Raw genomic sequence first — 23857 nt, 5'->3', positions numbered from 1 at the left:
GGCAAAACGAGTAGGCTTGCCGGAAAAATAGTAGCCGGAACCTACCAGAATAATCCGCTGAAACTGAAGAGGCTTGTTGCCTGACAGCTACCTTTGTTGTGAATGAAATTGTGCTTCGAAAATGCCGCCGGGCGCTTACTGGAAGATCCGCTGGGGTTTATGCAGGTGAACTGGGCTATGCAACCGCGCACCCTGGCCGACGTGAAGGCACTGTTCACGCAAATGGCACTGAGCCTGCAGCAGCGCAGGTGGGGCCGTATTTTGGTTGATCAGTCGCAGATGCCTCCCTTCAGCCAAGAAGAGCAGCGCTGGATTGCGGAGCAGTGGCTTCCGGCTGCCGTGCAAAGCTCAGGGTATCGGTACGGGGCGGTGGTGGTGTCGCAGGATGTGTTTACGCGTTTAGCCACTGCCTATATTACCACCCATGTGCAGGGCCTGCCCCTCACTTACCGCTCCTTTGAAACCGAAACCGAAGCCCGCGCCTGGCTAACAAAGCAACCCGTGTAGCCACAGCGGCCGTACCCCGCCGCCCATACCCAAAACTGGCTTGTAATCAACAACGCCACCCCACAGCACCTGTCTATCGGTAAGCTGCGGGGTGGCGTTTTGCTACGGGCGGGCGGGCCAAACTTACCAGTCGCCGCTGTTGCTGCTGGTATCGTCAAATCCGCCCCCGCCCGTATCATCCGACGACGACGACGTGTCATCATAATCCGATGAGAAGTAATCGGGAGAGTCGTTGGTGTTGGCATCGGAGAAGTAGTCGGGGCCTGCCGTATCGTCGGTGGTGCCGGTACCGCCCAGGGCCGGGAACCCGCTGCCGGTGTAGGCACCCGCATTAGAGTTAGGCTCCAGGGGCGGGGTGCGGTCGGCATCGTACTGGGAGGCGTTGTGCGTATCGTGGCCCGAGGCCATGCGGTTGCCCAGGTAGGCCCCGGCCGCCGCCGCCGCGCCCGTCATCAATACCCCGCCCATGCCACTGCCTAGGCCGCCACCGCCACCGGAGTTGCCGCGGTTGGGCAGAAAGTCGGGGGCCCCGGAAGCCTGCTGACCACCCGTGCCACGGTTGCTAGGCTGGTTGGGTAGAAAATCGGGGGTAGTGACGGGGCCAGCAGCGTAGGGCACATTAGCGGGCGCCGACTTACGCCGAAACATCCGGATGAGGAACCATAGGCCACCCCCAATCACTAAAGCCCCCAGCAGAAGGGTACCCATACCGATGCCCGATGAGTCATTATCAGAAACCGGGGCCGGCGTGGTGATGGGCCCCGGGGAGGTAGCCGGCAGTTCATCCGCTACGCCGGGGTCAGCCGCTTCCAGGCCGTCCTCAGTAGTAGCGGGGGTGACGGCTGGTTGGCTAGGGCTGGGGTCAGCGGCCAGCATCAAAGCATTCAGGCCCGTGCGCAGCCCGGCAAAGTAATTTCCCTGCTTAAAGCTGGGCGTCATTTGCTGATTGATTACACGGGCCGTAAGCTCGGGGTAATCTGGGTGCGCAGCCCTGAGCCCGCCTGAATCGTTACTTTATGCTCCTGGGCCCCTAGCAGCACTACAATGCCGTTATTTTTGTCGCGCTGGCCCACGCCCCAGGCCTGGCCCAAAGCCCGGCCGTAGTCGGCTACATCGCGGCCTCCCAGGGTGGGCACGGTTACTACTACCAGCTGGTTGCCGGTTTTATCGGCGTAGCGGCGCAGGCCGCTCTCCAGAGTTTTAGCATCGGCGGGACTCAGTAGCTGGGCCTGGTCGGTCACGAAGCGGAAGGGAGACGGGCGCGGGGGCAGCTCATCGGCACAGGCGGGGGCCGACTGGCCTAGCCCTGCCGCCAGCAGCAGCAAAAACAGAAGAATGCGGTACATGGGGGAGTAGATTAGAGTGGAAGAGAAAGGAAGGCTACCAGACTTTTACGACCCCGCGCCATAAGTGGCTGCCCGTAAGCACCGAAGCCTGAGTAGCCGCCAGGGCTATGCATAAAAAAAGGCCTGCCCTGGTGTGGGGCAGACCTGTTGGCTCTACGTGCTGGCAAGCCGGGTGCGGCCTAGGAGCCAACCCCCGAGCTCTGCGGACGGTTCTGCATTTCCTGCATGGCATCGGTGGTGTTTTGGCTGCTCTGGGCCTCAGAGGTGGTATCAGACTGCACCGTTACATCGGTGGCCTGCTGGCCCACGCGCTCCGACATCTGGCCGTTATTGCCCTGGCCGTTAGCGCCACCCTGGGCTGGGCTGCTCTGGCCGCCGCGCACCTCAATCTGGTGCCGCATGGTTTTCTGCTGGTCTTTGGGCACCACAATGTGCAGCATTCCATTCTCAAAGGAGGCCTCAATGCGGCTGGCATCAACGGTGTCGGGGAGTTGGAAAGAACGGTGGAAGGAGCCGTAGGAGCTCTCTACCAAGTGGTAGCGCCGCTCATTCTGCTCATTGCGGAAGTGCCGCTCACCCGAGATAGTAAGGCGCCCCTGGTGGAAATCAACCTTAATATCCTCGCGCTTCATGCCCGGCAGTGCGGCTTCTATTTCAAAGCTTTTCTCGGTTTCATACGCATCTACGTGAGGCGAAAAGCTGTTCACGCGTCCGCGCGCCGCCATTGAGTCGTTGAAAAACCGATCAAGCATCGTGCTGAAGCTTGAAGAGGCCAAGTCGGAAAATGAGTCTTGATATTTCTGAATAGCCATGGCTGTAAAACGGTTTAGGTGGCACATATGAACAAATACGGGTATTAATACGCCAGCAAAAAATGGCAGGTTACACCAGAAATAACGAAGGCAAACACCTCATAAACTATACTGATTTACCCCTGCTGAGCCGTATATTGGCTGGGCGTAAGCATGCCAGTGCCAGCCCAGGTACGGGCCGTTTCCAGAGCTCAGGCTCGGGGCAACAGTCCGCTGCCGGCGGGTAGCTATTATCCTTGTGTTTCCATCTGTATCCCACATCCTGCCATGAACGAGCACCTATCCGTTCTTCACACCTATTTCGATTTAGTACAGGTATTTAGCATTGATGAGACGGCGTATGCTGCCGTGCTCCACCCCGATGTAGAGCAGCTGGAGTTTCCTAACCTGTTGCACAAAACCATACAGCGCCGGTCTTTCGATGATATTATGGCAAACCTGCGGGCCGGCCGCGAGCTGCTCCGCGACCCTACCTTTGAGGTGCACAGCACGCAGCACTGCCCCGATGGCAGCATTATAGTGGAGGGCCGTTGGCAGGCTATTACCACCAACGATATAGGCCAGCTGTTGCGCGGGCAGCGCCTGTCGGCGCAGCTGTGCCTGATTTTTGAATTTCAGGACGGCAAAATCTATCGGCAGCGCCGCTACCCCTGCTACGACCTGGCGTAGGCAGCTCCGCAGGAAGGTGGGCCATGAGCGGCGAACTTGCGCAACCGCGCCGCCGTACAGCTGAAGTGTACCCGTGCCCTGTGGCCCGTGGCGGTTAGGGCGTAAGCTCTGGTGGCTACGGTAGCCCAGGCGGGGCTTTCTGCAGCCTTCTTGCCACTTCCTTATGCGTAGCTTCCTCCCCCTTACCTTATTGCTGACTGGCCTGGTGGCCGGTGTGGCTCAGGCCCAAAACCGAGCTCCCGTTACGCCCACTCGCCGCAACCCTACTGAGCGCATCAGCCCCATGCCCGGTGTTATGCTACCGGCGGGGGTAAGCCAGCAAAACGCCGAGCCCGTGGCGCCCCCCACCAATGTGCGCCCCAGCGGTACGCTACCCCTGCCCGCGGTGCCCAGTGGGAAGGTCACGGCCGGCCCCATTGACTCCGTGCGGGCCGATCAGCCTACCAACACCAACCGCCGCCGCTCAACGCCAGCGGCACCCCGTCGTAAACGGCCCTAGCTACCGCTTGCGCCCCGCAACTACAACACCCCGGTCTGTTCTCGGCAAGATTCTGCCAGTCCAGGCCGGGGTGTTGTAGTTATACGGTAGCCTCTGAGGTAGCCGTTCGAGGAGCTTACTTGAGGGCAAGTAGCCTGGGACACAAAAGCCACGCACCCCCGGCCCGTATGGAGGGTACAGAACCTTATTTCTGCTTGAGGTACGTTGCGGATGGCACAACCCTGTAAGAGGGATCAGTACCGAAAATGCCTTGCAGAGATGCCACGTGCCGACCACCAATAATGGTAAGCACCCGGGAGCTGCGTGTGGCCAGTTGGGTGGTCACTATATTGGAGTAGATCTTCAGGTCGCGGTTGTACATCACCGAGATAAATTCGGCGCCCACGTAGTGCGGCTTAATGAAGGCCGCGTCCACCATCTCATCGGCCTTAAGGGTGCCATCGGTTACCCGGGCCGGCGTGCGGTACACCAGCGTGTGCAGCTGCTGCAGGAAGGCAGGGGTATTCAGGAAGGTCAGCAGTTGTGCCATAGTGAGGTCACCCTTCTCCCACTGCTGCACGGTAGGGGCGTAATACGCCCGGTGCTCGGTGGTGCCCTCTTGGTAAAGCTTGATGTTAGTGCCCTCATGCAGGATGCTCTGCGACGTGCCGCCCTCGGAGTTAACGCAATAAATACGGTTTAGACCCAGGCGCTTAGCCATCGGGAAAGCCAGCTGGTATATTTCAGAGCGGCCCCCGGGCATAGTATTTGGGTTTAGCTTGTCCTGCTGATAAAGCGTGTACAGGCTGTCGAGGCGGGCCTGCTGTGAGGGCAGCTCCTCTACCATAATAGCATCGGGCCGAAACCGCAGCACCTGGTCGCGGAAGGCGGCCAACTCCGTTTGCCGCCGGGTTGTGAGTACATCCGTTAGTGGGTTGGCTTCCTTGTAGAGCTGCGCCAGATGCGGGGTAGCCACCAGTAAAATATCTGTGTGCTTTTCGGCAGGGTAAGCAGTGGCGGGCGTGCGGGAGGAAGCAGCACAGCCCAGCAGGCTCAGGAGGCCGCCAAGGCACGGAACCAGGAAGTGACGCATATGGAAATGCCAGTTAGCTAACGAGGGAATAGGCCTAAGAAAATACTGGTAGCAAGACGTGGCCCGGAGCCGCAACCGTTGCATGGCGCTTCTCATAAAACAGCAGAGCCTTGGTGCCCGGCTACTTTTGCCGACGTAATATGGCCATAATCAAACGGGGGCAGGTTTTTTGTTGAGTGCAACACCCAGGTGATGCACGAGGCACCTTACTTAGTAGCCCACAACGTGTGCACTAGCCATCAAGCCCGGGCGGCACTCTGGTCAGCAGCGCCACCAACACCGGCCTAGGCTAGTGGTAGTTAGATGAAGCTGGGCTGCTTTCCTGCTATGTACCTGATCTGGATAGCCTGTCTACTGCATAAGTAGGATATTTCTTCTATCCTGGCCCCATATTTGTGTTGTATATTGGACGAAAGCGGGCTTGCCTTGCGTTCGGTGTTTGCGTTACTCCCTCCAACTTTGTGTTTATGATGAAAGGTTTTCTCGCGGCGGCTGGCCTCACGGTAGCTGCTCTGGCCCTGAGCCCCACCTCGGCACACGCCCAGGTTACCATCAACATCGGCCGGCCCGCTCCTCAGTATGTGGTGGTGCGCGAAGCCCGTCCTGTGAAGAAATATAAGTACAAGGCGCCCAAGCACTATTACCGTCCCGCTGGTCCGGTGCTGCTCGTGCCGGCTGGCCCCGCCTACTACGGCCCTCCCGGGCATGGCCACGGCCACGGCAGAGGTAAAGGACGCCACTAAGTAGCGGCAGTTATACACAAAAAAGGCTTCCACGGTCAGTGGGAGCCTTTTCTGTATGATGGGAGTGGCCTGGCGGGCGTTAGTCTACCTGCTTGAGCGGTACATTAACATAGGTACCCGTAACGGTGATGTTGCACTTGCGCTTTGGGTAGGTGCCGTAGGCCACTGTAGGGTCGCTGGCGCCGGTTAGGGTGGCGGTATAGGTGCCGCTCAGGAGCTGCCGCTTCACATCGTAGCTGCTGATGATGAAGCTGCCCGTAACATGCTGCATGCTGCTGGGGTAGATGAGAGTGCCGCCGCCCCGGCTTTCGGGCAGGTCGTAGTAGTAGCTTACATCCGCATCAAGGGTTCGGTCGCGGAGGGTTTTGAGGGTGTAGGTGCCGGTAAGTGTGGCGGGCAGCTTCGCACGATCCAGCGTGAAGCCGATGCCCTCAGTGCCGGTGGCAGGCGCTATGCCCATCGATATGCTTTGGGCGTTCTGGTTAACGTAAGCCTTCAACTGCTGAGCCTGAAACGTGGTATCCCGATGCTGGCCGTTATCCTGGTACTCAATGGAGCGGCTATAAGTAACGGCAGGCTCCGGCATAGGCTCGGGCGTCTGTTCCCGATCATCTTTATCACAGCCAGCGGTAAAGGCCAGCGTCAGGCCTAGTAATAGCGAGAGAGTAATGTTCTGTTTCATAAGGAATAGAGAAGTGTAAAAACACTATATATAAAACTGTGCCAAGTCGGTGGCGAGTGGCCTAGCTTACCATACCCACAAGGGTATGACTACTATAGAGCAATGAATTCCACTAATTAGCGGTTGTTTTATATAAAGAAGGCTTCCAAAAAGTGGAAGCCTTCTTTATATAGGTAGTTATGGTTTAAAGAGCAAAGAAACTTTGCACTTATGCCCAAAGTCTTATGCAAAAAAGCACTATGAAATTGAAATAGGAATCAATTTGTGTTGTGTTTTAAGCCAACTTAAAATTTGAGTTTCATAGGTGGGATTTGTGCCTAGGTGTAACACTGAACGTAACTGCAAGCCAGGTTCAGTAAAGTTTATTACTTTAATTTTAGGCTTGAGGCTTATTAAATCTTGCTGTGAGATACCATTAGGTATCATATTGTAAGTCTTACCGCCAATTGAAAACGGCATAGTAAATAATATAGGTGGAATTTCTCTCCAAGCATTCAAGTCATGCTGTATTAAGCCAGCATCTTGTAGTGCAGTTAAATTTGAATATGAAAGTCCCACTGGAGTGAGTGCATTGCTACCTGCATTACCAAATGGGTCAGTAATAAGTCCCGCTTGGTTCACAAGAGGCATGAAATAACTAGCGTCGCAGAAAGCCTGGAAAAGTTGAGCGATATTTTGACTTAGTGTAGATAAAATTTGTATTGTTTGAGGGCTATAACTTCCTGGTTTACGTATTTCTCCTGCAAGTATCTTAGCTAAAAATAGCTGAACATCTTGATTTGATTTTTGCTCCGCAATGCGCGAAAACATAGAGAGCCAATCATCATCTATTTCTGAACCAGAATCTTGCTTGGGAGGGTCGTTCTTCAACTCCTCGATTGTTTGAGCTACTACTTTCTCACGATTGATTTGCTCCTTAAATAGCTTTTGACCAAAATGGCTTACAGCTCTTTCTACCAATTGGTCATCTCCACCAAACTTTTGAGCCGCTGCTTCAGCTGATTTCTTTGTAATGAAAGCTAATCCTTGAGCTTCCATTCTAATTTGCTGAGCTTTTGATTCAAGGTATGCTACTGGAACATCTACAGCACCTGCTATCAGGTCTCCAATAGCTTTCCATAGGCTTTTCTTAATTGCGGGAGGAAGCGTGATTCCATCCACATAATCAACTAGATCAGCGACACCTTCAGGTATTAGCCCACTATCATTTAAATCCATGTGAGTGTTACTCTCTCAGTTTCCAAAAATGATTTTTCACAAAAAGCAGTCTTTTAAATAGGGAACATCTTCCTATTTAAAAGACTGCTTTTTAGTACTTATTCCTCTTACGAACCGCAGGCCTCGCAGGCGTCTGGGTTATCCAGGGAGCAGGCCATGTCGGAGGCGTTCTGGGCCGATACGTTTAGCGGCTCCAGGGTCTCGGCGGCTTGCTTCTGCACCGTGAACTTGATGGCATCCACGGCGGCTTTGGTGCGCAGGTAGTACATGCCGGTTTTCAGGCCCTTCTTCCAGCTGTGGAAGTGCATGCTGGTGAGCTTACCGAAGTTCACGTTCAGCACGTGCAGGTTCAGGCTCTGGCTCTGGCAGATGTACGCGCCCCGGTCGGCCGACATATCAATAATGCGGCGCTGCGAAATCTCCCACACCGTCTTGTACAGGTCCTTGATGTTCTGCGGAATGTTCGGGATGTCCTGCACCGAGCCGTTGGCGGCAATGATGGCGTTCTTCATCTGGTCGTTCCACAGGCCTAGCTTCACCAGGTCCTTGAGCAGGTGCTTGTTCACCACCATGAACTCCCCGCTCAGCACGCGGCGCACATAAATGTTGGAGGTGTACGGCTCAAACGACTCGTTATTCCCCAGGATCTGGGCCGTAGAGGCGGTTGGCATGGGGGCTACCAGCAGGGAGTTGCGTACGCCGTGCTTCACTACCTCAGCGCGCAGGCTTTCCCAATCCCAACGGCCGGAGTCGGGCGTTACGCCCCACATATCGAACTGGAACTGGCCCTTGCTCAGGGGCGAGCCGGGGAAGGTCTCGTAGTGGCCGTCGCGGATGGCGAGGTCCTTGGAGGCCGTCATGGCCGCGAAGTAGATGGTCTCGAAGATATCCTTGTTCAGGCCGCTGGCTTCGTCGCTCTCGAAGGGCATGCGCAGGGCAATGAACGTATCAGCGAGGCCCTGCACGCCCAGCCCGATGGGGCGGTGACGGAAGTTACTACGCTCGGCCTCAATTACAGGGTAGTAATTGATGTCGATAACCTTGTTAAGGTTCATCGTGGCGTGGTAGGTTACCTCGTAGAGCTTCTGGTGGTCGAAGAACAGGTTGCCGGCTTCGTCGGGGCGCACATAGCGGGGCAGCGCCAACGAGGCTAGGTTGCACACGGCAATTTCGTCCTTGTCGGTGTACTCCATAATCTCGGTGCAGAGGTTGGAGCTCTTGATGGTACCGAGGTTCTTCTGGTTGCTCTTGTTGTTGGCGGCGTCCTTGAACAGCATGTAGGGCGTACCGGTCTCGGTCTGGCTTTCCAGAATGGCAAACCATAGGTCCTGGGCCTTAATGGTCTTGCGGCCGCGGCCTTCGCGCTCATACTTCTGGTAGAGCTTCTCAAACTCCTCGCCGTAGCACTCGTCCAGGCCAGGGCACTCGTTGGGGCACATCAGCGTCCAGTCGCCGTTGGCTTCCACGCGCTTCATGAACAGGTCGGGCGTCCAGAGGGCGTAGAACAAGTCACGGGCGCGCATCTCTTCCTTGCCGTGGTTCTTCTTCAGATCCAGGAAGTCGAAGATGTCGGCGTGCCAGGGCTCCAGGTACATAGCGAAAGCGCCCTTGCGCTTGCCACCGCCCTGGTCTACGTAGCGGGCCGTGTCGTTGAACACCTTCAGCATGGGCGTGAGGCCGTTAGAGGTGCCGTTGGTGCCTTTGATGTACGAGCCCGTGGCGCGCACATTGTGCACGGCCAGGCCAATACCACCGGCGCTCTGCGAAATCAGGGCGCAGTTCTTCAGCGTGTCGTAAATGCCCTCAATGGAGTCGTCCTTCATCGTGAGCAGGAAGCACGAGCTGAGCTGGGGCTTGGGCGTACCGGCGTTGAACAGCGTAGGCGTGGCGTGCGTGAACCACCGCTCGCTCATGAGGTTGTAGGTCTCGATGGCGGCGTTGATGTCGTGCTTATGAATGCCTACGGCCACGCGCATAATCATGTGCTGGGGCCGCTCTACTACCTTGCCATCGAGGCGCAGCAGGTAGGAGCGCTCCAGCGTCTTGAAGCCGAAATAGTCGTAGTTGTAGTCGCGGTCATAGATAATGGCCGAGTCGAGGGTAGCCGCGTTGGCGTGCACAATTTCCCACACGTCCTGGGCAATCAAGGAGGCGTTTTCGCCGGTCTTGGGGTCCTCGTAGGTGTGCAGCCGCTTCATGGTGCTGCTAAACGACTTGCTGGTCACCTTGTGCAGGTTACTCACGGCAATGCGCGCCGCCAGAATAGCGTAGTCGGGGTGCTTGGTGGTGAGCGACGCCGCGGTTTCAGCCGCCAGGTTGTCCAGCTCAATGGTGGTTACGCCGTCATAAATACCGTCGATAACCTTCTTGGCCACCTCAATCGGGGAGATGAAGTTCTGGTTCAGCCCGTAGCAGAGCTTCTCAATGCGGGCCGTTACTTTATCGAATTTAACGGACTCGCGGCGGCCGTCGCGTTTGATTACCAACATAAGCGTAGCAGTTGATGGAGGGGGTGAAGTATAGGTGTAGCCGGTGCAGGCCGGCCAAACAGTTCAGGCAGATAAGCGGCGGTAACCCAGCCACCAGGGCAGGTCAACGGTTCCGAATATATCCGTCCTGGAATCTCAGGACAAACCTATTCTTTAGAAGTTTTCCACATACCGTTAAAACGCTAGTGCTTAGGCCCTTTTTTATGATTCAGGCAGGTCTATATAGCCAGCTAAAACGAGTAGAAATTAGGTTGCTGATTTCCCGCAGAAATGGTATTGTCGGTGGGGAAGGGGGAGTGGCCTAGACAGGAGGGGGTGCGAGTAGGGGCGCGTTGGAAACCCGAAAGCAAGCTCACTTACTTCGCCGGTACTTTATACTCTAATCCAAAGCGCTTGGCATAACTGGCCAGGGGCTCCATGCCGATGGCGGCGCGGCGCTCATCCACGTGGGCTTCGTCTTCGCTTTCGTGAAACACCATCTTGCCATTGGCGTCGCCCTTGAGCTGGCTGCCGTATATCTGGGGCTTGCCCTGCCACATCAGCAGGCGGTCCTGCAAGAGCGCAAAAGCCGACTTCGATAAATCGCCTTGCTCCATTGCCTGCTTGGCCATAGGAAAGTACTTCTCCATAGTGGGCAGGTTGGAGTGCTGGATCACCAGAAACACCGTTTGGGTCCCCGTGTTTCCTACTTCCGACTTTCTAGGCCACCCGTGCGTATCCAGCAGCTTAGTGATGCGCTGCAGGTTGCGGGCATCGGTGGCTTCAATTTCCTTCCAGAGCGCCGTCATCTCCGCTGACTGCTGGCCGTATTTTTTCTCCACCTCCTGAATCTTCATGCGCCCGCCCTGGTCGGAGGCCATAATAGAATCTAGCTGCTGCTTGAGGGGCTTGTTGTAGTTGGCTTCACCCTTCGCAACAGCGGCTTCCAGCTTGGCTATCATGGGCTGCCAGCGCTTATTGGCGTGCAGGGTGGTCAGGTCGGTGTCCTGCTTCACGTGGGCCACGTTTTCCCAGCCGGCCGCAGTGGCTTTGTCGAGGTACTGGAAGGCTTTGGTGGCGTTGCCCGCCAGCGCCCAGCTGCAGGCCGCGTTGTAGAGGTCGGTGCTGGTGGGTTGGGCTTTGGCTTGCTTGAAGGCCTGGTCGTAGTGCTCCCCGGAGCTTTTGTAGCGCTTGGTGGCATAAGCATCTGCCGCCTGCTGGTTAAGCTTCCGGAACTCGCTTTGGGCGAAGACAAGGCTGCTCAGCAAGAGAGCCGCCAGAAGGGTAATGGCCTTTTTCATAGGGTAAGGAAAGGATAAGTCGAGGGTAATAAGTGGTAGGTGTAGGGGATGCTTGATTCGGGCCCGTTAACCCCATCCCCAGCAATAATGTGATTTAACTATAAACGCAAAAGGGGGTGCTAATCATATGATTAGCACCCCCTTATTATTGGTTGCATGAAGCTGGCTAGGCTACTGCTTGGGCTGGGGGCCGCGCGGTAGTTTTACCGTAACAGCTCACCGATTAAAAGTCCTCGTCGAGAGAGAAGGCGTTGGAAGTCCGCTCGCTCATTACGCCGGCCTTCTGGTACTCGCCCACGCGCTTCTCGAAGAAGTTGGTTTTGCCCTGCAGCGAAATCATTTCCATGAAGTCGAAGGGGTTAGTGGCGCCGTAGATCTTGCTGTAGCCCAGCGAGTCGAGCAGGCGGTCGGCCACAAACTCAATGTACTGCGACATCAGCTGGGCGTTCATGCCAATCAGGTTTACGGGCAGCGCGTCGGTCACGAACTCCTGCTCAATCTGCACCGCGTCCTTGATGATTTCGTGCACGCGGCTTTCGGGCAGCTTGTTTTGCAGGTGGTCTTTGTAGAGCAGGCAGGCGAAGTCGCAGTGCAGGCCTTCGTCGCGGGAGATAAGCTCGTTAGAGAAGGTCAGGCCGGGCATCAGGCCGCGCTTTTTCAGCCAGAAAATGGAGCAGAACGAGCCCGAGAAGAAGATACCCTCTACAGCGGCAAACGCAATCAGGCGCTCCGTGAAGTTCTCGGAGTTAATCCACTTGATAGCCCACTCACCCTTCTTGCCCACGGCAGGTACCGTTTCCAGGGCATTGAAGAGGTAGTCCTTCTGCTTGGGGTCTTTGATGTAGGTGTCAATCAGCAGGGAATAGGTCTCCGAGTGGATGTTTTCCATCATCACCTGGAAGCCGTAGAAGCAACGGGCCTCGGCCATCTGCACTTCCTGCATGAAGTTCACGGCCAGGTTCTCGTTCACAATACCATCGGAGGCCGCGAAGAAAGCCAGCACGTGGCTGATAAAGTGACGCTCGCCGTCGTTGAGGTTTTCCCAGTCCTTCTGATCCTGAGAGAGGTCAATTTCCTCGGCCGTCCAGAAAGAGGCCTCGGCCTTCTTGTACATCTGCCACACGTCATTGTGCTGAATTGGGAAGAGGACGAAGCGGTTTGGGTTCTCGGTAAGCAGAGGTTCCATGGCAGCAGGATAGAAAGTGAGTAGTAGTAGCAAAACCCACCAGGCGTGGGGGCGGGGTCCTAACTCTGGCCACGCCGGGATTGTTCAAAGGCATTGCCAGAAACGCAGGCGGGTCAGGAAGCCAAAGATAACCCTGACTTTTGGGAAGGTCGGCTCAGCGGTAGCGTTTTTTGTGTGTTAATTTTTGTGTATGCCGCTAGGCCACTGCTGATTGAGCGCGACAATTCAAGGTGCCAGAATATCCTGGAATAAGTCCAGCTTTATAAAAGTTATCCACATTTGATGTGTGGACAATCTTGGTTATCCACAAATATGCTATTCGCGTGTACGCTGGCGCGTTCCTGCATATAGGCCTACAGGAGCTCAGAAGGGCAGGGGCGATGATGTTTAATGAGTTAGGTTTGGATTTGTAAAATCATCCTTCTACTTTTGCCTTCCATTTTTCAGAAACCGCGAAGACGCCGATGTACGCAATTGTCAACATAGCCGGGAAGCAGACCAAGGTCGAAGCCAATAAATTTGTATACGCCCACAAGCTGGCTGGCAACGTCGGCGACAGCGTAGAGCTGGGTAAAGCCCTCCTCACCGATGATAACGGAACCGTTACCATTGGAGCTCCGCTGCTGGACGTAACTGTAACCGGAACCATTCTGGCCCACGTAAAGGGTGATAAGGTTCTGGTGTTCAAGAAGAAGCGCCGTAAGGGCTACAAGAAGCTGAACGGCCACCGTCAGCAGTTCACCAAAGTAATGATCAACACTATTGGGTAATTGAGTTGCCTGTTTTGTGTTGCCAGTGGCCAGTTCAGTAGAATTCGGCTTTGATCCTGGCAGCCGGCAACCAACTACTCTCAACTCAACAATACCATGGCACACAAGAAAGGCGTAGGTAGCTCCAACAACGGTCGTGAATCGCATTCCAAGCGTCTCGGCGTGAAAATTTTCGGTGGTCAGGGCATCATCGCTGGCAACATTATCGTTCGTCAGCGTGGCACTAAGCACCACCCCGGTCAGAACGTGGGTATCGGCAAAGACCACACCCTGTTCGCTATGATCGACGGCACAGTGCAGTTCCGCAAGGGCCGCAAAGACCGTTCGTTCGTATCGGTAGTTCCCGGTGTAGTAGAAGCTGCTGAAGTACACACGTCGGCTACGGCCTCTGCTGAAGCACACGACAACGCATAACTCTCGGTAACTCCAGAGTTAGAAATAGTGAAAAGGGACTGCTCGCGAGGGCAGTCCCTTTTTGCATTTGAGTGGCCTGGAGCGGTTCTTTAAATGGCTTCGTGCTGGTGGAGGCACCTCACCCCCCGGCCCCCGCAAATGCTTGATGCGCATTGCCCCAGGGAGAGGGGGGGCCTGACGAGCATTGCGTGCTACCTGTCAATGACTTTAAGTAGTTGGCCAAAAAGTAACCTGGTATACATCTGCCGGTCATGGTGAGCTTGCCCAGGCATTTCTACCGCTGGCTAACTTACTTTGACTAGCTCCGGTAGAGATGCTTAGGCAAGCGGACGCCAGATAAAGCATGATGTTCTTTTTACTGCCTAAGCACTCTTGGTACGGTACTTAGGTTAGGGCGTAGAGCACTGGTTTGCTGGGGCTGGCATCCAGCTCGAGGCTGGTAACCTGCAGATTAAGCAGGTATAGGCCGTCCTCAAGCTCATCGGGCACGAAGATGAGCTCCGTGATGGTAGCAGCGTGGCGCGTGGCGTGAGGGTACTGCCAGAAGCCGTGGTGGGCCCGTAGCTCCCCACCATCCTCTTCGCGGTCTACGCTGGGCAGGTCCAACAACAAATGTTCAACGTGCTGCTCCGCTAAGTACTGGCCTAGCGCGGGCTCCAGGTAGGTGGGGTTGGTGCCGGAGTAGTGGCGAGTGCGCTTGGCTTTGTGGTTGGGTAGGGTCCGCAGAATAATGGCCTCGGGACGAACGGCAGCAGCGGGGCCGCCTACCAGCTCTCGCCGTACATCTTCCAGCATCACTACCTGGTCGCCGTTGGGTTGGGGGCGGGGCTGCACCGAAACCAGCCGCGCCACAAACAGGAAGCGGCGCAGGCAACGGTTGAGCGTGGCATGCGGCTCAGCGGAGATATGGCCGTAGCACTCGGTGTGGGTGCCATTGCCATGGGGCGTCACGTGCACGCGCTTATAGTTAGTGCTGCCGCCATCCGCCACACTGCCCACGAAGCTGCCCACCCGAATCACATCAAACTGCACCGGCTCGGCCCAGAAGCAGTTAACCTGATTCTCGCCCGGCGCCAAAGGCAGAGAAATATCCAGTGGAGCTTGTGGGTTGAAGGAAAAGGTGCGGCCGTGGTACGGATAAGTAGCGAACATGTGGGGAAGGGATGCGTGAAACCAGGAGGGGTAAGGCCACAAAGAACGTCATGCCTCATCTAGCGTCCGCGCAGTCAACGCGTCTCTACCGCTTCGTTGCTGATATTCTAGGCCAGTAAGTAGTTAGCCAGAGGTAGAGATGCTTCGTCTGCGCGGACGCCAGATCAAGCACAACGCCCTAAGTGAACAGGCTGTTGGGTAGACTGCTCAGTCTGAGGAACCTTTGTGTGGGGCAGGGGGCTAAGCTATTATGAATGCGAGGAGGTAGCGTTTGTGAGCTTGGCTGTATGCTCAAACTCAGCTGCTAGCTTATTCAGGATGGCGGCAATTTCTGGGGCGTGGCTGATAACCATGAAGTGGCCGCCGCCCCGGATGAGGTACTCAACGGGCGTAGGGCCGGGCGGAAATACCCAGTCGTGGGTGCCCAGGATCTGAATGCTGGTGCCGGCGTTGGTGCTGTCCCAGTGCATGAGGCGGTTGATGGCCCACTTAGTATACACGGGCTCCATGTCGCGCAGAATTTCCTTGAACAGTGGGTACTCCTGGTTCTTTACCCCAAAGTACCACTGCCCCGCCCTTGGGAACAGCTTTAGCAGCCGGGGCGGCACCAAGTGGTACACGCCCGTAGCCCGAATCAGGCGCAGCAGCGGCGGCAGGCAGCTAGAGTCGGGGATGCTGGAAATGAGCACCGTGCGCAGCTCCGGCCGCATCCGCGTGATTTCCAGGGCCACCATTCCACCGAACGACACGCCCACCAACAACCCCACCTGCCCCGCCGGAATTTTGGCCGACATACGGGCCGCGTAGTGGGGCAAGGTCTCATCCGGCTCGGGTGTAAGCCAAAGCACCACCTGGCTCTTGTGCTGCAGCAGAGGCTGCAGGTTCCGGAAAATCCGCTCGTCGGCCCCCAAGCCAGGAATGAGGTAGATCATCGGTGAATGAGGGGGAAGAGTGATTAGGTGATGAGGTAAACCGTGATGAGATAAGAAAGCTCGTTATGGTGAACTGGCCGAAGTAGCACTACCGCTTCGTTGCAGAGGCCTAGGCCAGTTGAGTCAGCCAGAGGAAGAAATGCGTCGACTGCGCGGACGCCAGATCAAGCATGGTGCTCCTTTAAGCTGGTCTGAGTCGTTGTGCTAGGGTGACAAGACTATCCGCAAGCTCAGGATGACGTGCCATTTAACCTGCTACCTTATCACTTCATCAATTCGTCACCTTACTCACGGTTCAATGCGCAGGAATACTCCTTCCAGGTAGAAGATGTTGTGGGGCTGGTCGGATTCGTATTCTTCGGGGTCTTCGGTTTCGGCGTTCAGACTGATGTCGAAGGTGTCGTCTTCATCTTCGCCCTCTTCGCCGTCTTCATCTTCGTCGCCGAAGGGGCCATCGGCGGGGTAGGTGCAGGAGAGCTTGAGGGCCACGTTAGGCAGCAGTACGGGCTGGCTTTCCTCACTGCTGTACTCCAGCAGGCAGGGCCACTCGGTTACGGTGGCCAGCGCATCGGCCACGTCTTCCTGCACGGCTTCGGCTCGGGGGCCGGCCAGCCTGATCAGCAGATCAAGCTGCTGGAAGGGGAGGCCCAGGTGAAAAAAGTGAAGCTCCTGGTCAAAAAGGGTGGTAGCCCAGATAGTTACGTCGTCGGATGTGTCAAAAACAATAGCCGTAACCTGCACCTGCTCGATGAAGAAATCGGTGTCGTCGGCGAGGGCATCAATAAGTCTTCTCATACCAGCACTAAAGTTGCAGCATACGCTAAAAGTCTGCCCATTTCAGGCGCAGGAATAGCCAGCGCCTGCACTCGGCTGTGGCTGCTCCAGCCTGAAATGGGAAAGGGAAATTAGGACTTTTGGCGCGGCAAATAGGCCTTATTCCGGTAAAAATGCGCTGACGCGCCCTAACTAGCTGAGTAGCCGCACGCTAGTTGCCAAACAGCCGAGCTGAGCTGCGTTACTGCTCTTCCTGAAAAAGCTCCAGCGTAATCTGGTCGGCCAGCAGCTTGCCTTGGTCGGTGAGGAGGAGCACATGCTGGGGGCTGAGTGTGGCCCAGCCGGCGCGTTGCAGCTCCTGTAGGTAGGCGGCCCGCGGGCCCAGCAGGTCTACGCCGAGGGTGTCGCGAAGGTGGCCTAGGTCGCAGCCCTGGGCGGTGCGCAGGCTGGTCATGAGGTACTCGTTGGCGCGGTCGGTGGGGGAGAGTTGCTCTATAGTGGCGGGCACCTCGGCGCGGTCGAGGATGGCCTGCACGTACTGCGGGTTGTTGGCCACGGTGTACTGGCGGCTAGGCCCGTTGAAGGAGTGGGCGCTGGGGCCCAGGCCCAGGTAAGGCACCCCGCGCCAATAGGCTGAGTTGTGGCGCGACTCGCGGCCGGGCTGGCAGAAGTTGCTGATTTCGTACTGCTGGTAACCGTGGCGGTGTATTTCTTGGAGCAGCCGTTCAAACTGATGGGCCACAAACTCCTCGGGGGCCGCCAGAAACTTGCCCTTCTTCAGTTGCCGCCCAAATACCGTGTCGGGCTCAATGGTGAGGGCGTAGCAGGACATATGCGGAACGCCCAACCCGAAAGCAATTTCCATATCCCGCTCCCAGATGTCGTGGCCTTCAGCTGGCACCCCATAAATCAGGTCCACGGAAATGTTCTCGAAGCCCGCGTCCTGCGCCCATTCCACGCAGGCCCGCGACTCCTCCGCGGAGTGGGCCCGGTTCATCCGGCGCAGGTGGGGCTCGTGGAAGGTTTGCAGGCCGATGCTCAGGCGGTTAACCGGCGAGGCCGCCAGCTCCCGCAGCTTCAGGGCCGTAAGGTCGTCGGGGTTAGCCTCCAGGGTGATTTCGGCATCGGGGGCTACGGAGAAATTCCGGTGAATGGCCTCAAAAATCGTGTCGAGCTCGGGCGCAGTCAGCAGGGAAGGCGTGCCGCCTCCGAAGTAAATGGTAGAAAGCTGCGGGGCCGGACCGAGGTAGTCGCGGCGCAGCTCCATTTCCCGCACCAGCGCCTCCACAAAACGGCTCTTCAGCGCCATGGAGGTGCTGAAGTGGAAGTCGCAGTAGTGGCAGGCTTGTTTGCAGAAGGGAATATGAAGGTAGAGGCCGGACATGAGGGAAACAGCAAAGGAGTGGCCTGGCCTGGTGGCAGACGCTCTACTAACAGGGCAAGGCCGAACAAGGTGCGCCAGAAAAAGTGCTCTGGCCGATGGGAAAGAAGGCCAACTGTACTCTGGCGTACTTTCGGGAAATTAAAAGCGCGTTTCTGCGTTTCAGTTCCCAAATGTACGCCCGCCTTCTCTTTCTTGGTCTGCTTTGCTGGTGGCTGTTGAGTGACCTAGGAGCAGTGCGCGCGCAAACTCTCCCCAACACACTAACGCAGCCCGCCCTGCAAACGCCGCCAGCTCCCGCTAGGCCAGTCCAGCGGCCTGACTCAGCCGCGGAGCGGCGGGTACTGCCGGCCCGGAGGCCCGTAACGCTGGCGCTGCAGGTAGAAGCCGAAGACCAGCCCCTGGTGCGGCGCTACCGCTACCGGCGAGTGCTGCCTGACTCGGCCGCGGCCGTGCGGGAGCTGCGCAATTTGCTGCTGGCCTTGCAGGGCGATGCTTTCCTCACGGCCTCGGCTGATGAAATGCGCTGGGGGCACGACTCTTTGCGGGTGCGCCTGTACGTGGGCGAGAAGTTTCAGTGGGCCCAGTTGCGCAACGGCAACCTCGGCGACGGTCTCATGACCCGGGCCGGCTACCGCGAAAAGCTGTTCCGGGGCCAGCCCTTCCAGCCAAAAGAATGGGCCCAGCTCCAGGAAAACATCCTGCACGAAGCCGAAAACCAGGGTTTTCCCTTCGCCACCGTCACCCTCGACTCTCTGGAGCTGAATGGTGCAGAGGTGGCGGGCCGCATAGTGTTGCAGCGGGGCCCGGCCGTGGTCTTCGATTCTATTCAGATTGTGGGCAAGACCAAAACGCGGGTGGGCTTTCTCACGCGCTACCTGCAGATTTTTCCGGGGCAGCCTTATAGTCAGGAGAAAATTCAGGAGGCTGCGCGCCGGCTTCGGCAGCTTCCTTACCTGCAGCTGAAAGCTGAACCCGAAGTGCGGTTTGCTTTGGGTAAGGCGCGGGTGTACTTGCTGCTGGAAGACCGAGCCTCCAGCCAGTTTGATGCCATAGTGGGCGTGCTACCCAATGCCAACCCCGGCGTAGGCCAGAGGAAAGTGCAGATTACCGGCGACGTTACCCTCAACCTGCGCAACATTAAGGGCGGCGGCAAGGGCATTGGGTTGCAGTGGCGCAAGCTCGATGCCACCTCCCAGCTCCTCGATGCCCAGTACGTGCACCCCAGCTTTTTCGGGACGCCCCTGGAGGTAGGTGGCACCTTTAACCTGCTCAAGCAGAACGACCAGTTTCTGACGGTGCGGCCGCGCCTGCAGGTTACCTACCCCACGGCCCACGCGGGGCGAGTGGCCTTCTTCACGGAGCGCCGTAGCTCCCGCCTGTTGGGCGACTCCGCAGCCCTATCGGTATACACCGCCAGCCTGCCGGAAAACATTGACTCTGAGTTTAACTCTTATGGCGTTGACTACGCCTGGAACACCCTCGACGACCCGTACCTGCCGCGGCGCGGGATGCTAGCCAGTGGCCACGGGGCAGTTGGCACCAAGCGTATTAGTCGGAACCCCGATCTGCAGGAGCAGCTTTACCAGACGGTACCCTTACGCTCCACGCAAATCAGTCTGGGGGCGCGCGTAGAATGTTATTTCCGGGTGGGCCGCAACGGGGTGCTGTTTACGCGGGTGCGGGGTGAGGCCTTGCTTAATCAACGGCTGTTTCTGAACGACCTGTTCCGGCTGGGTGGCCTAGCCACGTTGCGCGGCTTCAATGAGCTGAATTATTACGCCAGCCAGTACGCCATCGGCACCGCCGAGTTCCGGCAGTTTACCAGCCCCGATTCCTACGTGTTCGTCTTTGCGGATCAGGCCTGGCTGCGGCGCGACATCACTACTGAAACCCGCCAGGATACACCTACTGGCCTAGGAGCCGGCCTGAGCTTCCGGACCGCCGCCGGCCAGTTCCAGTTCGTGTACGCCCTCGGCCGCGACCAGCAGCAGAAGTTTGCCCTTGGCTCCGGCAAAATTCACTTCGGTATTACCAACCGGTTTTAGCGACGAGCCACAACTAGGTGTCTCTACAGCCATTCTTCTGCTCTCAGCACTCACGATGCGTTGACTCTACTTAGCATAAAAAGAGGTTTATCGATTTTGCTAACTCTCACATCTAGGCCACTTGCTAACACAAAAAAGCCCTGCCACCTAAGGTGGCAGGGCTTTTTCTATACGAATTGATAGGAGGTTATTGAGCCATCAAAGATTTCTTCAGCTCACCAGCCGCCAGCTCCTCTGCCTGCATAGCCGAGGGTACAACGGCTCCCATGCCGAAAAACTCGTGGGTTACGTTGTCATACAGCTGGTACTTTACCGGGATACCGGCCGCCTGTAGCTTGTCGGCGTAGGTTTTGCCTTCGCTCATCAAGGGGTCAATGCCCGCACCAATAACCGTGGCGGGAGCCAGTCCTTTCAGGTTGGGGGCCGTAACCAGTGAAATCAGCGGGTTTTTACCATCAGCGGGGGTGCGCAGATACTTATCAAAGAACCACGCCATAAAGGGCTTGCTCAGGGGCTTGGCGTTGGCGTTTTTCTGATAAGAAGGCGTGTTTAAGTCGTAACCGGCAATAGGGTACACCAACAGCTGGTGCTTCGGCTGCATAACGCCTTTATCGCGGGCCATCATGCACACGGCGGCGGCCAGGTTGCCACCGGCACTTTCACCGGCTACAGCCACCCGCTTAGGGTCGCCTTTAATGGAGGCCGCGTTGTTCAGCACCCATTGGTAAGCGGTAAAAGCATCGTTGTGAGCGGTAGGGAACTTGTGCTCCGGTGCCTGCCGGTAGGCCACCGACACGAAGATGGCTCCACTCTTCTCTGCCAGCGCCCGCACCGACGAATCGTAGGTATCAATGGTGGCAATTACCCAGCCGCCACCATGGTAGTACACCACCACGGGCAGCGGACCGGTAGCGCCCTGAGGCGTGTAGATGCGGGCTTTCAAGCCGGGCGCTATCATTTTGCTCATGGTGTCCAGCTTCGATGGCGGCGCCTGCACGTGAAAGTCAGCCATCACGGCCATAGCCGCATCAGCTGGCGAAGGAGCCTTGCGAACTTCGGCCACCGGAAGCTTCTCGGGCGGGGTGGGGCCCTGCAGCTTCTCTAGCTTCTCAATTACGGCTTGCATCTGGGGGCTGATGTTGGGCGCCCAGGCCGGAGCTGGTCCGCTAGGCTTAATGGCCTCAGGGCCGTTGGTAGCCATAGAAGAAGCGGCTGTGTCGGCGGCAGAAATGCCATCGGTAGTAGAGGTGTTGCCGGCCGCTCCCGATTCGGCGTTCTGCGGGGAGTTGCATCCTGCCAGTGACAGGCCAAGCGCCAGGGCTGGTACCGCCCACCGCCACGAGGCCAGGGGAGCAGAGGAGAGGAGAGGGAAGTTCATAGGATTTTGGTGCGACAGAGTTGCGTAAAAAGATGAAGTATTCTACGCGCGAGTTACCGCAACGACGAACCAAGGCCAAAATCATGTACTCAACACTCCGCCAGAAACTGTGTCAATAAATTTTTGCCCTGATACTCAGCGGGAAAGAGGATTCGAGCAAGTATTTGTAACCCGAGGGCATGCTTTTCCGAAAAACCCTACTACATTTGCATCACCAAACAGTGCGGGGTGGAGCAGTTGGTAGCTCGTTGGGCTCATAACCCAAAGGTCACTGGTTCGAGTCCAGTCCCCGCTACCTAAAAGGGCGTTTCCAATCCGGAAACGCCCTTTTTCTTTTCCAAGGGTACACGTAGGGGTACACGCCCTGACTTTTGCCTTACATAAGTTGACTGTCCGGCAGCTTAAGCTCACCTATTACGTATCTTTGGCTAGCCTAAAGGTTTGTAGTTGCCAGCTCTGCCTAAAAGGCAAAAGCCTCACATTTCTCAATAGAGGGTGTGGGGCTTTTTACTGTATCATATAAGGAAAACCTCGTCTTATGGAAAACGAAAACAACTTTTACATACCCCAGGCCACTGACAGCCTATTAAAACAACTATCTGAACAAAATAAAGTGTCAAAATTGGCTTTAATAGAGATATTAGTTAGCCAAGCATATAATGCGAAGTGGACAGTTCTAAAGCCTATTTCCGCTGGCTCGGTAACTGAGGGTGAAGAAATAGATATAGAATTACTAGAAAATGGATTGAGTCAAATTGCGCTTGAATCCATGAATGAATATCTAGAGAAAAATAGTATTAGAACGTGGCTGCAGCTAGGGAAACAAGGAGCAAAGAAACTTGGTCGTTTAGACGGTATAGGTGACTATACCGTAGATACTATTCGCACTTTGCTCGAAGAACATAACGTAATCTTAGGGCAATAGTCAATCCTTGAAAAAGCCCCGCATCCTCATTTAGGGTGCGGGGCTTTTTCGTCATTTAGCAGATGTACTACGCTCCCTTGGCTAAGTGCCTTTGCCGATAATTACGGCCATTTACGGTCAATTGCGGCTGACATACCGAATCGGTACAGTTGCTTTGAGTACCTACTGCATAGCGGTGTTTCTTACTTCTACTCTTTCCCACCTGTGAGGTAATGTGCAGCCTGAATGTTGGCTTCCCGTTGTTCGGGCGTGCCGCCAATGGTAATCGTCACCTTGCGGGGGCTGCGTTCCTGTTCCGCACTCAGGGCCGTGCGTTGCAGCTTCGGAGTGATGAACTCTGCCAGCTTGACGTAGGCGTCTATATAGTCCTTGCCCGTCAGGGTGTCAAGTTCGGCAGCCAGCTTTTCAGCGTTGGCCCCGGCCAGGGCGGCGGCAATGGTTTCACGGGCGGCAGCGGTGGCCTTGTTGGGACTGCCGACGGGGCGGCCGGTTGGGTTGCCGCTGGTTCCAGATTCGTAAGGCATAGGTAAGGGAGTTGAAGGCTGTTAATAATTGTTATTTACAGTAGGGGGGCCGGACTTTTATGGTTGAATTTTGCACGCGTGTGTTTGCGGCTCTGGTTTACGGTGTGAGGAGGGAGAGACGCAAGGAATTGCCCCCCCTATCCCGTTCGGCTTTAAAACGGCGGGTACGCTTCCATTCTGACGGCTAGCATATTGTTCAGGCACTCATGCAGCAGCTCGTAGCCGGTGGCATCATCTGGTTGCATGGTGGCGTGTAGCTCAGCCAAGCGCTGACCGGCGTTCAGCACGGCGTTGAAGTAAGCGGTCAGCCGTTCGTTAGCCACGTCCTCATTTATTTCCTGCTCTATCTGTTCAATAACTGGGATAGGCACCATTTCACCGCTTTCATCCTGCCGATAGATGGGTATTTCGTGCCCGCCCACAGCCGCAAACATTTTGCGTAGGGCAAAGTCGGTTTGGTGTTCCACGGCTACCGTGAAGCGGTGAAAGTCAATCGGGCCGCTGGTGCCGATATATTCCCCGTGGCTTTCGGAGTCGGGAAAGAAGCGGGCCAGTTCCCGGTGTAGGCTGTACTCAGCCAGGCGGGCGGGGTCGGTGGTGTCGGTTACTTCCCATCCTTCGCCCGCGTCAGGGTTGCCGGTGCCGGTGTGGTGCCAGTCGTCATCTTCGCCCCCGCCGTACTCATTCAGGTGGTGCCGGCGGTTGGCAACGGCGTAGGCGGTCAGGTCGCCACCGTGTTTGGTGTAGAAGGCGGTCAGCAGGTCGGCCGCATCCTGAATATGGCTGTAGAGGCTGCCCAGCGCGTTGCTGAGCACCGTTAGCTCATAGTAGCGTTGGGCCTGTCCGACAATGGATAGCGTGGGCACTTCGCCCCGTTGCTCTTTGGCAAACCGTACCCGGCATTCGTGCATGGATTCGCGGGGCGTGCTGAATATTTCCAGGGTGGAAAGGCCGCGCATATAGGTGTTGAACAGGTGCGCCAGCGGGGTTTCGGCTTTGATTTCTTCGAGAATGGTGAAACGCATACTGATAAGAGTTTAGCGGTGGAAAGTCAGG

Annotated in this window: 24 protein-coding genes and 1 tRNA gene; 9 read left to right on the top strand and 16 right to left on the bottom strand. The window is 56.5% G+C overall.

The genetic code is table 11. The annotated features are described in order from the left end of the window. Positions 1–102: 102 nt before the first annotated feature. Positions 103–507: a SpoIIAA family protein gene (locus tag HMJ29_RS06745; RefSeq protein WP_171590758.1), complete on the top strand. Its 405-nt coding sequence runs from the start codon at positions 103–105 to the stop codon at positions 505–507. Positions 508–630: 123 nt separating this feature from the next. On the opposite strand, the gene HMJ29_RS06740 is transcribed toward HMJ29_RS06745, so the two are convergent. From HMJ29_RS06740 to HMJ29_RS06730, 3 genes are all read right to left on the bottom strand, one after another. Then, entirely contained in the window at positions 631–1446 is an 816-nt protein-coding gene (locus tag HMJ29_RS06740; protein ID WP_171590757.1) for a hypothetical protein, read from the bottom strand. Positions 1447–1457: 11 nt separating this feature from the next. After that, a complete protein-coding gene (locus tag HMJ29_RS06735; RefSeq protein WP_171590756.1) occupies positions 1458–1853 on the bottom strand; it encodes a TPM domain-containing protein in 396 nt (131 codons plus the stop codon). Between the two features lie 179 nt (positions 1854–2032). After that, positions 2033–2665, bottom strand: coding sequence for an Hsp20/alpha crystallin family protein (locus HMJ29_RS06730; protein ID WP_171590755.1), 633 nt, complete (start codon positions 2663–2665; stop codon positions 2033–2035). 267 nt (positions 2666–2932) lie between these two features. On the opposite strand from HMJ29_RS06730, the gene HMJ29_RS06725 reads away from it, so the two are divergent. Together HMJ29_RS06725 and HMJ29_RS06720 are read left to right on the top strand one after the other, a co-directional pair. Then, the gene (locus HMJ29_RS06725; RefSeq protein ID WP_171590754.1) at positions 2933–3334 is read left to right on the top strand and encodes a nuclear transport factor 2 family protein; all 402 of its coding nucleotides are present in this window, start codon (positions 2933–2935) and stop codon (positions 3332–3334) included. 163 nt (positions 3335–3497) lie between these two features. After that, positions 3498–3833, top strand: coding sequence for a hypothetical protein (locus HMJ29_RS06720; protein WP_171590753.1), 336 nt, complete (start codon positions 3498–3500; stop codon positions 3831–3833). Between the two features lie 184 nt (positions 3834–4017). Here HMJ29_RS06720 and HMJ29_RS06715 read toward each other — a convergent pair whose 3' ends face one another. Continuing rightward, positions 4018–4905 (bottom strand): DUF5694 domain-containing protein, encoded by an 888-nt coding sequence (locus tag HMJ29_RS06715; RefSeq protein WP_171590752.1) that lies wholly within the window; start codon positions 4903–4905, stop codon positions 4018–4020. A gap of 467 nt (positions 4906–5372) precedes the next feature. On the opposite strand from HMJ29_RS06715, the gene HMJ29_RS06710 reads away from it, so the two are divergent. Beyond that, positions 5373–5648 carry a hypothetical protein gene (locus tag HMJ29_RS06710; protein WP_171590751.1) on the top strand — a complete coding sequence of 92 codons (276 nt, stop codon included), beginning with the start codon at positions 5373–5375 and terminating at the stop codon, positions 5646–5648. Between the two features lie 79 nt (positions 5649–5727). Here HMJ29_RS06710 and HMJ29_RS06705 read toward each other — a convergent pair whose 3' ends face one another. The 5 genes from HMJ29_RS06705 to HMJ29_RS06685 all read right to left on the bottom strand — a co-directional run bounded on the left by HMJ29_RS06705 (position 5728) and on the right by HMJ29_RS06685 (position 12503). After that, complete coding sequence (locus tag HMJ29_RS06705) at positions 5728–6330, bottom strand: hypothetical protein (RefSeq protein ID WP_171590750.1); 603 nt, start codon at positions 6328–6330, stop codon at positions 5728–5730. Between the two features lie 237 nt (positions 6331–6567). Beyond that, positions 6568–7548: a DUF2806 domain-containing protein gene (locus HMJ29_RS06700; RefSeq protein ID WP_171590749.1), complete on the bottom strand. Its 981-nt coding sequence runs from the start codon at positions 7546–7548 to the stop codon at positions 6568–6570. 107 nt (positions 7549–7655) lie between these two features. After that, positions 7656–10037: a ribonucleoside-diphosphate reductase subunit alpha gene (locus HMJ29_RS06695; protein ID WP_171590748.1), complete on the bottom strand. Its 2382-nt coding sequence runs from the start codon at positions 10035–10037 to the stop codon at positions 7656–7658. 356 nt (positions 10038–10393) lie between these two features. Beyond that, positions 10394–11317, bottom strand: a complete 924-nt coding sequence (locus HMJ29_RS06690) for a DUF6624 domain-containing protein (protein WP_244678849.1) — start codon at positions 11315–11317, stop codon at positions 10394–10396. A 223-nt stretch (positions 11318–11540) separates the two neighbouring features. After that, complete coding sequence (locus HMJ29_RS06685) at positions 11541–12503, bottom strand: ribonucleoside-diphosphate reductase small subunit (protein WP_171590747.1); 963 nt, start codon at positions 12501–12503, stop codon at positions 11541–11543. 464 nt (positions 12504–12967) lie between these two features. Between HMJ29_RS06685 and rplU the strand changes: the two genes are divergently transcribed. Beyond that, complete coding sequence (rplU, locus tag HMJ29_RS06680) at positions 12968–13273, top strand: 50S ribosomal protein L21 (protein ID WP_135430215.1); 306 nt, start codon at positions 12968–12970, stop codon at positions 13271–13273. 96 nt (positions 13274–13369) lie between these two features. Beyond that, positions 13370–13687, top strand: coding sequence for a 50S ribosomal protein L27 (rpmA, locus tag HMJ29_RS06675; protein WP_171590746.1), 318 nt, complete (start codon positions 13370–13372; stop codon positions 13685–13687). 384 nt (positions 13688–14071) lie between these two features. Here rpmA and HMJ29_RS06670 read toward each other — a convergent pair whose 3' ends face one another. The 4 genes from HMJ29_RS06670 to hemW form a co-directional block, all read right to left on the bottom strand. Continuing rightward, a complete protein-coding gene (locus tag HMJ29_RS06670; protein ID WP_171590745.1) occupies positions 14072–14839 on the bottom strand; it encodes a cyclase family protein in 768 nt (255 codons plus the stop codon). 248 nt (positions 14840–15087) lie between these two features. Beyond that, positions 15088–15771, bottom strand: coding sequence for an alpha/beta fold hydrolase (locus HMJ29_RS06665; RefSeq protein WP_171590744.1), 684 nt, complete (start codon positions 15769–15771; stop codon positions 15088–15090). A 288-nt stretch (positions 15772–16059) separates the two neighbouring features. Beyond that, a complete protein-coding gene (locus HMJ29_RS06660) occupies positions 16060–16566 on the bottom strand; it encodes a hypothetical protein (protein WP_171590743.1) in 507 nt (168 codons plus the stop codon). Positions 16567–16786: 220 nt separating this feature from the next. After that, positions 16787–17929, bottom strand: a complete 1143-nt coding sequence (gene hemW, locus HMJ29_RS06655) for a radical SAM family heme chaperone HemW (protein WP_171590742.1) — start codon at positions 17927–17929, stop codon at positions 16787–16789. 215 nt (positions 17930–18144) lie between these two features. On the opposite strand from hemW, the gene HMJ29_RS06650 reads away from it, so the two are divergent. Next, positions 18145–19974 (top strand): BamA/TamA family outer membrane protein, encoded by a 1830-nt coding sequence (locus tag HMJ29_RS06650; protein WP_171590741.1) that lies wholly within the window; start codon positions 18145–18147, stop codon positions 19972–19974. Between the two features lie 187 nt (positions 19975–20161). Here HMJ29_RS06650 and HMJ29_RS06645 read toward each other — a convergent pair whose 3' ends face one another. Continuing rightward, on the bottom strand, positions 20162–21352 hold the full coding sequence (locus tag HMJ29_RS06645) for an alpha/beta hydrolase (RefSeq protein ID WP_171590740.1): 1191 nt from the start codon (positions 21350–21352) through the stop codon (positions 20162–20164). Positions 21353–21574: 222 nt separating this feature from the next. Between HMJ29_RS06645 and HMJ29_RS06640 the strand changes: the two genes are divergently transcribed. After that, positions 21575–21647, top strand: a tRNA-Met gene (locus HMJ29_RS06640). A gap of 243 nt (positions 21648–21890) precedes the next feature. Continuing rightward, positions 21891–22277, top strand: a complete 387-nt coding sequence (locus HMJ29_RS06635; protein ID WP_171590739.1) for a hypothetical protein — start codon at positions 21891–21893, stop codon at positions 22275–22277. 188 nt (positions 22278–22465) lie between these two features. On the opposite strand, the gene HMJ29_RS06630 is transcribed toward HMJ29_RS06635, so the two are convergent. Beyond that, positions 22466–22801, bottom strand: coding sequence for a hypothetical protein (locus HMJ29_RS06630; RefSeq protein ID WP_171590738.1), 336 nt, complete (start codon positions 22799–22801; stop codon positions 22466–22468). Between the two features lie 152 nt (positions 22802–22953). Further along, on the bottom strand, positions 22954–23826 hold the full coding sequence (locus HMJ29_RS06625; protein ID WP_171590737.1) for a hypothetical protein: 873 nt from the start codon (positions 23824–23826) through the stop codon (positions 22954–22956). Positions 23827–23857: the final 31 nt, after the last annotated feature.

This window comes from Hymenobacter taeanensis (assembly GCF_013137895.1).
GTDB lineage: Bacteria > Bacteroidota > Bacteroidia > Cytophagales > Hymenobacteraceae > Hymenobacter > Hymenobacter taeanensis.
The sequence above is the reverse complement of the archived record's forward strand: the minus strand, read 5'-3'. Positions and strand labels throughout refer to the sequence as shown.

Bases quoted from the DNA above. Each gene is read 5' to 3' on its own strand.
- HMJ29_RS06745 (WP_171590758.1), top strand. From the start codon at position 103: ATGAAATTGTGCTTCGAAAATGCCGCCGGGCGCTTACTGGAAGATCCG.
- HMJ29_RS06740 (WP_171590757.1), bottom strand. From the start codon at position 1,446: ATGACGCCCAGCTTTAAGCAGGGAAATTACTTTGCCGGGCTGCGCACG.
- HMJ29_RS06735 (WP_171590756.1), bottom strand. From the start codon at position 1,853: ATGTACCGCATTCTTCTGTTTTTGCTGCTGCTGGCGGCAGGGCTAGGC.
- HMJ29_RS06730 (WP_171590755.1), bottom strand. From the start codon at position 2,665: ATGGCTATTCAGAAATATCAAGACTCATTTTCCGACTTGGCCTCTTCA.
- HMJ29_RS06725 (WP_171590754.1), top strand. From the start codon at position 2,933: ATGAACGAGCACCTATCCGTTCTTCACACCTATTTCGATTTAGTACAG.
- HMJ29_RS06720 (WP_171590753.1), top strand. From the start codon at position 3,498: ATGCGTAGCTTCCTCCCCCTTACCTTATTGCTGACTGGCCTGGTGGCC.
- HMJ29_RS06715 (WP_171590752.1), bottom strand. From the start codon at position 4,905: ATGCGTCACTTCCTGGTTCCGTGCCTTGGCGGCCTCCTGAGCCTGCTG.
- HMJ29_RS06710 (WP_171590751.1), top strand. From the start codon at position 5,373: ATGATGAAAGGTTTTCTCGCGGCGGCTGGCCTCACGGTAGCTGCTCTG.
- HMJ29_RS06705 (WP_171590750.1), bottom strand. From the start codon at position 6,330: ATGAAACAGAACATTACTCTCTCGCTATTACTAGGCCTGACGCTGGCC.
- HMJ29_RS06700 (WP_171590749.1), bottom strand. From the start codon at position 7,548: ATGGATTTAAATGATAGTGGGCTAATACCTGAAGGTGTCGCTGATCTA.
- HMJ29_RS06695 (WP_171590748.1), bottom strand. From the start codon at position 10,037: ATGTTGGTAATCAAACGCGACGGCCGCCGCGAGTCCGTTAAATTCGAT.
- HMJ29_RS06690 (WP_244678849.1), bottom strand. From the start codon at position 11,317: ATGAAAAAGGCCATTACCCTTCTGGCGGCTCTCTTGCTGAGCAGCCTT.
- HMJ29_RS06685 (WP_171590747.1), bottom strand. From the start codon at position 12,503: ATGGAACCTCTGCTTACCGAGAACCCAAACCGCTTCGTCCTCTTCCCA.
- rplU (WP_135430215.1), top strand. From the start codon at position 12,968: ATGTACGCAATTGTCAACATAGCCGGGAAGCAGACCAAGGTCGAAGCC.
- rpmA (WP_171590746.1), top strand. From the start codon at position 13,370: ATGGCACACAAGAAAGGCGTAGGTAGCTCCAACAACGGTCGTGAATCG.
- HMJ29_RS06670 (WP_171590745.1), bottom strand. From the start codon at position 14,839: ATGTTCGCTACTTATCCGTACCACGGCCGCACCTTTTCCTTCAACCCA.
- HMJ29_RS06665 (WP_171590744.1), bottom strand. From the start codon at position 15,771: ATGATCTACCTCATTCCTGGCTTGGGGGCCGACGAGCGGATTTTCCGG.
- HMJ29_RS06660 (WP_171590743.1), bottom strand. From the start codon at position 16,566: ATGAGAAGACTTATTGATGCCCTCGCCGACGACACCGATTTCTTCATC.
- hemW (WP_171590742.1), bottom strand. From the start codon at position 17,929: ATGTCCGGCCTCTACCTTCATATTCCCTTCTGCAAACAAGCCTGCCAC.
- HMJ29_RS06645 (WP_171590740.1), bottom strand. From the start codon at position 21,352: ATGAACTTCCCTCTCCTCTCCTCTGCTCCCCTGGCCTCGTGGCGGTGG.
- HMJ29_RS06635 (WP_171590739.1), top strand. From the start codon at position 21,891: ATGGAAAACGAAAACAACTTTTACATACCCCAGGCCACTGACAGCCTA.
- HMJ29_RS06630 (WP_171590738.1), bottom strand. From the start codon at position 22,801: ATGCCTTACGAATCTGGAACCAGCGGCAACCCAACCGGCCGCCCCGTC.
- HMJ29_RS06625 (WP_171590737.1), bottom strand. From the start codon at position 23,826: ATGCGTTTCACCATTCTCGAAGAAATCAAAGCCGAAACCCCGCTGGCG.